Source organism: Caballeronia sp. EK (assembly GCF_014384845.1).
Lineage (GTDB): Bacteria > Pseudomonadota > Gammaproteobacteria > Burkholderiales > Burkholderiaceae > Caballeronia > Caballeronia jiangsuensis.
The window spans coordinates 1-7,603 of record NZ_JACSUE010000048.1 but is presented as its reverse complement, the minus strand read 5'-3'; the positions used below and the strand labels follow the sequence as shown (position 1 = coordinate 7,603).

General features: G+C 56.3%; 4 protein-coding genes, 2 tRNA genes and 5 pseudogenes. 7 read left to right on the top strand and 4 right to left on the bottom strand.

The genetic code is table 11. From position 1 onward, the window contains the following. Window positions 1–434: 434 nt before the first annotated feature. Window positions 435–809, bottom strand: coding sequence for a tyrosine-type recombinase/integrase (locus IAG25_RS40655; protein ID WP_255504348.1), 375 nt, complete (start codon window positions 807–809; stop codon window positions 435–437). Window positions 810–1,002: 193 nt separating this feature from the next. On the opposite strand from IAG25_RS40655, the pseudogene IAG25_RS40650 reads away from it, so the two are divergent. Continuing rightward, window positions 1,003–1,548 (top strand): annotated as a pseudogene (locus IAG25_RS40650) (IS256 family transposase); the annotation flags it as partial. A gap of 473 nt (window positions 1,549–2,021) precedes the next feature. On the opposite strand, the gene IAG25_RS40640 reads toward IAG25_RS40650, so the two are convergent. The 3 genes and pseudogenes from IAG25_RS40640 to IAG25_RS40630 form a co-directional block, all read right to left on the bottom strand. After that, entirely contained in the window at window positions 2,022–3,593 is a 1,572-nt protein-coding gene (locus tag IAG25_RS40640; protein WP_187609838.1) for an F-box protein, read from the bottom strand. A gap of 443 nt (window positions 3,594–4,036) precedes the next feature. After that, window positions 4,037–4,228, bottom strand: a pseudogene (locus tag IAG25_RS40635) (transposase); the annotation flags it as partial. A 3-nt stretch (window positions 4,229–4,231) separates the two neighbouring features. Then, window positions 4,232–4,530: pseudogene (locus IAG25_RS40630) on the bottom strand (transposase); the annotation flags it as partial. Between the two features lie 372 nt (window positions 4,531–4,902). Here IAG25_RS40630 and IAG25_RS40625 point away from each other — a divergent pair. From IAG25_RS40625 to IAG25_RS42455, 6 genes and pseudogenes are all read left to right on the top strand, one after another. Beyond that, window positions 4,903–4,977 (top strand) — tRNA-Ile (locus tag IAG25_RS40625). Between the two features lie 7 nt (window positions 4,978–4,984). Then, a tRNA-Leu gene (locus IAG25_RS40620) sits at window positions 4,985–5,072 on the top strand. A gap of 644 nt (window positions 5,073–5,716) precedes the next feature. Then, a complete protein-coding gene (locus tag IAG25_RS40615; RefSeq protein ID WP_187609837.1) occupies window positions 5,717–6,052 on the top strand; it encodes a hypothetical protein in 336 nt (111 codons plus the stop codon). A 220-nt stretch (window positions 6,053–6,272) separates the two neighbouring features. Next, window positions 6,273–6,671 (top strand): annotated as a pseudogene (locus IAG25_RS40610) (transposase); the annotation flags it as partial. Beyond that, a pseudogene (locus IAG25_RS40605) lies at window positions 6,620–6,886 on the top strand (integrase core domain-containing protein); the annotation flags it as partial. The pseudogenes IAG25_RS40610 and IAG25_RS40605, both read left to right, overlap by 52 nt. A gap of 253 nt (window positions 6,887–7,139) precedes the next feature. Then, window positions 7,140–7,460 carry an EAL domain-containing protein gene (locus tag IAG25_RS42455; RefSeq protein WP_375336578.1) on the top strand — a complete coding sequence of 107 codons (321 nt, stop codon included), beginning with the start codon at window positions 7,140–7,142 and terminating at the stop codon, window positions 7,458–7,460. The last annotated feature ends 143 nt before the right edge of the window (window positions 7,461–7,603 follow it).

Below are 7,603 nucleotides of genomic sequence, written 5' to 3'. Positions count from 1 at the left end.
GCCCTTGGAAATGCCCAGCGACGCGGCAATTCGATCATGCGAGAAACCGCCGTCGAACTTAAGTCGTAAAACGTCCTTGATCATGCGCATGTTCATCCGGTGCGCGGGCATGCTCTCTCCGGCGAAAGCCGGCGAGCATAGCTCGCGTGGTTGATGTCATGCGCAACGCCAGTCCTGCCGTCCGGTTCGTTCGGTCACGTTCCCGAAACGGCCGGTCACGTTGCCGAAATCGCCGGTCACGATCCCGAAACGGCCGGTCACCTTCGTCCGAAATACGCAGTATCGCTGAACAGCCACGATTTTCTCGCTGTGGCAAACGGCCTGATGTCGCGCTCGATGACATCATGCCGACTCCCCGATTATGCCGCGTCATGAATCCACGGACACAACGGTTGGCGGATCTCTATTCCCGGTCGCTCCGGTTGTCGGCATTATCAGAGGGCCTCCAGGAAGGCGAGCAACGGATCTGGAGGTTTGTAGCGTGTCGGTGCAACACCACTCGCCGTCGCGTGTGCGAGCGCGCGTTCCTTGAGTTGCATGTCGGCGTGCAGATAGATCTGAGTAGTCTCGGAGGACTCGTGCCCGAGCCAGAGCGCGATCACGGTCAGGTCGACGCCGTGATGCATCAGGCTCATCGCGGCCGTGTGCCGAAGCGTATGAGGCGTTATTGATTTCTTCTTCAGCGAGGGGCACGAGAGGCGCGCGATTTCGGCGTTACGCGACACGAGTTGCTGAAGAGCATCGGCACTGAGATGACCACCGCGCGAACTGGGGAAGACCGGATCGCCTGGTTCGCCTGGTTGATACAGCAGCCACTGTTTTAGAGCCTGTCAGATTTTTAGTGTGCCGAGGTCATGAGATGATAAGGGGAATAACGTCCTATGACCGAAGCAACCGTGACAAAGAAGAACAAGAGCACAAAGGCACCGAAGCTGTTTCCCGATGAGCTAATTGACCAATTGCTTGCACAAGTTCAGGGCAAGGTGTTAGCGTCGATGTAAAAATGACATCCTGATCGCGGTGGTCGATGGCTTGCGCGGCTTCCCTGAAGCGATTGAGGCGGTCTATCCGGGCGCCCAGATCCAGACCTGCATCGTGCATCTGATCCGCAATTCGCTGAATCTGGCGAGCTGGAAAGACCGCAAGCCGCTGGCGGCCGCGATCAAGCCGATCTACCAGGCTGCCACCGCCGAGGCGGCGGCAGCCGCGCTCGAGGCCTTTGCAAGCAGCGATTGGGGCCGCAAATTTCCTACCGTCTCGGCGATGTGGCAGCGCCAATGGGAACAGGTGATTCCCTTCTTCGCCTATCCGCCCGAGGTGCGTCGAATCGTATATACGACAAACGCCATCGAGAGCATGCACATGCAGTTGCGCAAGATCGTCAAGAATCGCGGCCACTTCCCGAGCGACGACGCTGCCAGCAAACTGCTGTATCTGGCCTTGCGCAACATCGAGAAGGACTGGAAGATGCCGCCTATAACCTGGCGGCAAGCAGTCAATCAGTTCGCCATTCTGTTCGGCGAGCGCTTCACCTGCGCCATCAGCTGAGATTCTTTAATCGACCTCAGCACACAAGATTTCTGACACGTCCGGATCGAGATGTGGCGGATTTTTTGCGAATCCCGGCCGCCCCTCAGCAACGCCTCGAGCCACTCAGCAAGAACCGCCTCGACTCCGTGACCTTCACCGTGCGGGCCATTCTCTACAGCAAACCGTCGCGCCTGATTGGCCACCGTCTGAAGGTGCGCGTCTATGCCGAACCTCGACTGCTATCTGTCCGGCGCGCTCGTGTACAACACACCACGCGGCTCGCATGCGGCGAATAGCCGCCGTCGCAAGCTCGACTAACGGCAATTCATCGAGGCGCTCAAGCGCATGCCCCAAGCGTTTAAGGGGCTGGCGCTTCGCGACGACTTGTTCCCGCGCGAGGCGTATCGCCGGACCTGGGAGCGGCTGGAGGCTCGGCTAACGCAGCGCGAAGCCTGCAAGACCATGGAGACTTCCTAAGCGGCCCGTTTGTCCTACTGAAGGGAGCAAGCCTTGCTCGGCTGCTTCTCTTTCTCGGTAAGACTCACTCCCAACCTCGACTCCACATCCCTTAGGACGCGCGGTAGTTCGGATGAGTACACGCGCCCTTCAAATTGGTAAGCGAGCACTTTGCCGATTTTTTGCCGGTCAGTGAAACTGAGCTGCTCCACCATTCCCAGGAAGCGATCGAAGGTATCCCGCTTAAGATCACGAAATCGGAACGATCCGCGCACGCGTTGGACTTTGCGCGCGATTTCGATCAACGCCTTACCTTGGTCAGGCTTATCGAGTTGCTCAACAGCATCGAAAATCTGTTGGTAGGATGTAAACATCTTCTCCTCAGGGTGGTAAGAGATTTTGGCGAAAAGCCTAGCCAGCACGATGCCGCGCTCGGGGACGTTGTGTTGCTTAATATGTGTCCGCATACGATCGAAAAACTGCACCTCGTCTGAAGCGTGGTAACAGTTTTTCACAAGTGCGGCCAATGGTTCACTTTGGTGTTCGATGCTGATCTGTTCAACAGTATCTAACGTATGCGTAAAGGCCTGTTCCCGCGCGTAGTCGCTGGGCAGCCAGCTGATACGGCCGACGAGGGCGGTCAACAATCGGGCTGTATCAACCGCGTTGAGCTGCTTAGCAGCAGCTAGGACCCTGTAGAAGCGCGTCAGGCGCTGGTCTTCAGCCAGCTTGGGGATGAAGTCGACAAATGTGGCCAGCGGCTTCTGCCGATACCCAGGCAGCAGCTTCTGAATGTCATCGAGGACTGCCTGAAAATCTTTTCGACTATTCGCGTTGGCGGCACGCTCCATCAACACTTTAAACTTAGCCACTTCGCGAGCATCGAGGATGGAAAACTCCGTATTGACGCAGCGCATAGCATCCAAGTCTCGGCGAGGCATATAGCTATGAATCTTCCGCAGCACTTCGGGCGGTAGCTCGGACTGAACACTTGCTGACGCATGTGAGTTCAGCCTAGTCACTGCAGCCTGAATTTCGCAATTAAGCCCCTTTGGATCAAGGTCGCGTGCTTCATCAAGCGCTGTCACGACCAGCGATGAGAGGAGCTGTTCACCTCCTCTGGGCAGGTCGTTGAGCTCGTAACCGAGGTTCGGTACGGGGAAACTCAGCGTCATGAGCGTGTCGAGCGACTCACGGCCGGAATCGAACCGAAACTCCAGTGCCTCGGGACCGGGGTCATGCCTAAGTTCCCCGTGCATGAATGTATCAACGCCCACCTGCGAAAGGAGCGAGATCAGTAAGATTTGTGCCATCCGCAGATCCTGCGACGTTAGTCCCAGGACATCGCCATAGCCTTGACGCTGCGCCTCCCGGGCCAGCGCGAGCGCCGCGACTTGCTGCAGAGCGCTTTGCTTGGTGCCGTGTTCAAATAGGTGATCGCGCAAGGCGCCCTCCAACTCACTGCTGATCCTGTCACGGGCTTGTTGGACGGATGCTGGATCAGAAAAATTGACCGACTGCAGCGTTTCTACAATGTGCTCCTGAAATGAAGACTGCTCAAAGCGGGGGCTGCGATGATGAGTAGTCGCTCCCATAATATCTGACACGCTCGGATATCCTCTATGTTCTTTCACATCCGTCGGAATCCCTGGGAACGGCGTGGGACACCCTAAGGTGAATGGTTTGAGTTTGGCGGCCTCGAGGACGTTCGATGTTCTCTTTGTGGGGGCATAGAAAACGTCCGGCCTAGCGGCAAGTGTACGTGTAAACTAAAGGCAGCACTTTGGCGAAATAGCCTCGGGTTTCGAAATGAGCTTAAGAGCTGCCTAATCGGCGCAAATACATCGCGAATGACGCGGCGAAGGCTCATGCCGAGCATCATCGGCGCGTGCTTGATCTCGTGCCGCCGGTAGAATCCGCGAGTTCTAGCAGGCTGTTGAAATATCTCTTCTTGAACGAGCGCCCGCTCATTCGAAAGAGCCAATGCCGTGTAGAGTCCCAACTAATTCGCCGCCGAACTTCGTTGATTCAGGTGCTGCTAAATTCGCCCTCATGCCGCGCGAGCGGCCAGCGTGCGCATGCGCGTCAGGTTGTAGGTCGTCTGAGTCAGGACAAAGAGTTGGTCGACGCGCTTCAGACCTCGATACATCACCTGCCGAATCCTCCCGACTGTCTTACTCCAACCAAACACCTGCTCAATGCATTTGCGTTTGCGCTGACTAATAGCGTAGCCAAGCCATCGTGTCCAGGCGTACTTCATGCCGACCCCTTCGCGAATTGCGTCGCAGCTTTTTCCAATATGTCGAGCTCCATCTTCACGCGCGCCAACTCCGCCCGCAGCCGGGCAATCTCCATCTGTTCGGGCGAAACCTGTTTGCCTGCCCCGTCCAGCTTGCCAGCGCTATCGGCCTCTACCCAGTGGTGCAGCGTCTTCGGACTGATGCTCAGTATTTTTGCTACGGCCGCCACGCTCTGGCGGCCACGCACCATGCGCACGGCTTCGATCATGAATTCCTGCGTATACCGTGCTCTCGGATTACCCATCCTTGTTTCCTCCTTGCTTGAGTTTTACACACTCAGCAAGGGATCCTTTTTTGCGGGCAAGCTCAGTACGCGTACCGCCCTGAGTTCCCGCTTTGCGGCGTTGCGCGTGCGGGCCTCGCACCGCGATTATTGGCGGGCTGCGCCGCGCGATGAAGAATGGTTGCTTATCGAGTGGCCCATTACATCGCTCCACTTCTCAGCTGGCGATCATCGTAACGCGTCGCTGGGAGAGCTCGCCACGCATCGTGCCCACCAGCGCGCTGCCTTGAGAATCAGCGTACACTTTGAGGAAGTTTTGCTCTTATAGAAAAGTCTTCTCTTGAGAACCAAGATAGCCTTACTCGGCCATGTCGATTCTAGGTCAACGTCATTGGGCCTCTAGCTCATGAAGGTTAGAGCAGTGGACTCATAATCCATTGGTGCCGTGTTCGACTCACGGGAGGCCCATCAAATTGCCCGGATGGTGAAACAGGTAGACACAGCGGACTTAAAATCCGCCGCGCTCTCATAAGCGCTTACCGGTTCAAATCCGGTTCCGGGCACTAACTGCAGAGGAGTATGATACAGTCAGTTCGTATCGAGTCAGATGCAACGGTAAGGCTGGAGTGAAACCGTGATGCCGGGCGTCGAGATGGCAGCAAAGTCATACGCTTGCTTAGGTACATCGATGTTGAGTAGCCGCGTCACAAGATGTAAGCAATACTAATTTGTTTCGAGAGACAGTGTCATTTCCTCTTGTCATTATCTCCTTGATAGCGGCCTTTCGGGAACGAAGAATAGCGCAAATTGGTAGCGGAGCGCCGGAGACGCAAGCTTGAGCTTAACAGCTTCCTGGACAGGCTTCGGCCACGACAGGTGTCAGTCAAGGGATTGAACGGAAAGCACGGAGGCATTGAGACGTCATTCTAGATCCGACGCGCGATGTTCGCCCGCACGTAGGTCCCGGAGGTGCACCGATTGAAGAATCTGCACGGCGAGACCGAGCAGCTGACGAAACTGATGTGCCGAGGCCAACACGAGAGCATGACGGCTGTCGTCAGGTGAAGTCCCTGACGCTGAAGCGAAGTTCAGGCGCCGTGCGTGTTGGCCAACACAGCGGCTCATGGTCCCGGTTCGTATGTACAAGTTAGGGCGCTTCTGCCAACCGACCTAAGGCCGGACCACTCCGGCTTCATTTGGGAAAAGTATGTCCGACGATACCCTACTGAGACGGATGATCGACACCTTTTTTCTATTGCATCCGCATCGAGCCTACTTTGTCTTTACGGATGGCGGTCCGGAATCAGGTGTTAACACATTTTTCGTTGTCACGCGCGAATTCAACTTCACGGCGTTTGATCGCATAACGGACGACACAGCGGTGCCTGCGGCCGCGCTGGCCCATTGGTTCAGCGACACGAATGAAGGGCAGCAGGCGATTCAGAAATTCGTCGCTGGCCTCACGGAAGAGATACGGGCGGGCGGCGAAGTGGAAGCGCGTGGCGAGTTGATACTGATGACTGCAAGTTTGACAGCGCATTGAGGAAGCGCCAATGGTTTCGTGGACCGGCATCCGAGCGCCCAACAGACGGTCGCCGAGCGACCGCGGTGATTGATGGGAGACCGTCTGCGCCGACATCTTCGCCGAGGATCCTATGAACAATCAGGTGTGCTATTGACGGACATTGTTCCACTCTTTGTACTACTGTGTTACAAAATTCTTGGCAATATAGGAGCTTCTTCATCCTTTGCATGAGGAAGAGATGGACTGGGAATCATCGTTCGACGAGTACCTGGCACCTCTGCGACACAATGGGCACAGTGATCGTCGTGCCGGTCTGGTGGGATATTGTCAGGGGTTGATGCTGCCGATTGCGCGTAAGAGTATTGAGCCGCTGGCGGCCTATCTCGAGTCGCGTCGCGTAAGTGCGCGGCACCAGTCTCTGGATCACTTTGTTTCAAAGTCCGAATGGTCGGACGCCGCATTAGTTGAACAGGTTCGTCGCTGGGTATTGCCGCACATAAATCCGTCAAAGGGGCTGTATTGGATCATTGACGATACCGGTTTTCCGAAGAAGGGAAAGCATTCGGTGGGCGTGGCGCGGCAATATTGCGGGAAGTTGGCGTTGAGCCATCAGTCGGAACAGTCGGTGACTCTTACGACAACGCTCTGGCCGAAACGATCAACGGCTTGTATAAGGCCGAAGATGTGCATCGGCGTTCATGGCGCACGCTCCAGGATGTCGAACTCGCCACGCTCGAATGGGTGCACTGGTACAACCACCATCGGTTGCTCGGCCCGCTCGGGTACGTGTCGCCGGCGGAAGCAGAGGAAGCTTACAATCACGATCTGGTGCTCTCCGCTCGCGCGGCGTAGCGCCAAACTCGGCGTCTCCGATAAACCCGGCGCGGTTTAGTTAGTGGTTAGATCATGATCGGCGAGCTTGCTGCAAACCATGGCATGGTCCTTGGTTGCAACGTTTCTGCTCAAAGTGCTGTCGAGACTGCTTGGTGGCAACCTATTTTTGAGGAACTCGGGTTGTGGCCAGATATCGCAGAGAGGTTTGTGATAGAGGTCGCCGAGACCGCCCCCCCTCGTACGAAGTAAGGGGCGCTCATTCGTTTAGCGCCTGCAAGCGCTGGGTTGCAAGATGGCGATCGATGACTTGGGAGTGAGTTGCGGTATGGCCACGGCGATGGAAATGAAGTCTCCTGACATCATCAAGATAGACGGTTCACTTCTGAAGAATACAAGACTCGGGGCGCGGGGACAAGGGCGCCTTTTCGGTATATCGGATCTGGCGCGAGAGTTGTCTAGCAATGTAGTGATTGAGAGGGTAGAAGAGCCAAGCGACTTTGAGTTGGTTGATCGCGCGGGATGTCAGTGGATTCAAGGCTACCTATTGGGCCGCCCAACCAAGCCAGTAGTACTCGGCCGCGCTGCTGTCTAATCTTACTGTGTCATTAAATATGTCGACGCAGAACTGCAGAATGGGCATCGCTGGAGCCGCTTAGCGACGTGCGCAGCGATGCACCAGCGCAGCGTGGCGATCGAGTCAGTCACGTGGCGCTGCGCGCGCTGGGGAGCCGCGTG

What these genes read in the sequence shown, in the direction of transcription:
- IAG25_RS40615 (WP_187609837.1), top strand. Translation starts at nt 5,717, where the DNA reads ATGTCCGACGATACCCTACTGAGACGGATGATCGACACCTTTTTTCTA.